The organism is Vibrio sp. T11.5 (assembly GCF_027587155.1).
In the GTDB taxonomy this organism is placed as follows: domain Bacteria; phylum Pseudomonadota; class Gammaproteobacteria; order Enterobacterales; family Vibrionaceae; genus Vibrio; species Vibrio neptunius.
On record NZ_JAPPTP010000089.1, the window covers coordinates 1 to 307 of the forward strand.

The window sequence follows — 307 nt, forward strand, 5'->3', positions numbered from 1 at the left end:
AGTCGGCCATTACAAGGACGTCAAACAGATGAACGATGAATACTTAGCGTTTTTTCTGTCAAAATTTGGTAGCCCGACAGAACTTGTCGTCGCCACCTCAGAGCAAATAGAGCGCTATCGTGGGCTCTTACCCGATAGGTTGCTGGAATATTGGCGACAGATGGGGTTTTCGGGGTTTCAAGATGGCCTATTTTGGATTACTAATCCCGCTGAGTTTGAAGATGTGCTTGAGTCCTTCCTCAAGGACACAGAGTTTGCCAATTATGACAACTACCATGTGATCGCGCGCAATTGCTATGGTCAACTC

At 46.6% G+C, this 307-nt stretch carries 1 protein-coding gene; it reads left to right on the plus strand.

Features of this window, described 5'->3' with window-relative positions; genetic code table 11:
- Positions 1-28: 28 nt before the first annotated feature.
- On the plus strand, positions 29-307 hold a 279-nt coding region (locus tag OH455_RS23335; protein WP_333482734.1), incomplete at its 3' end, for a GAD-like domain-containing protein.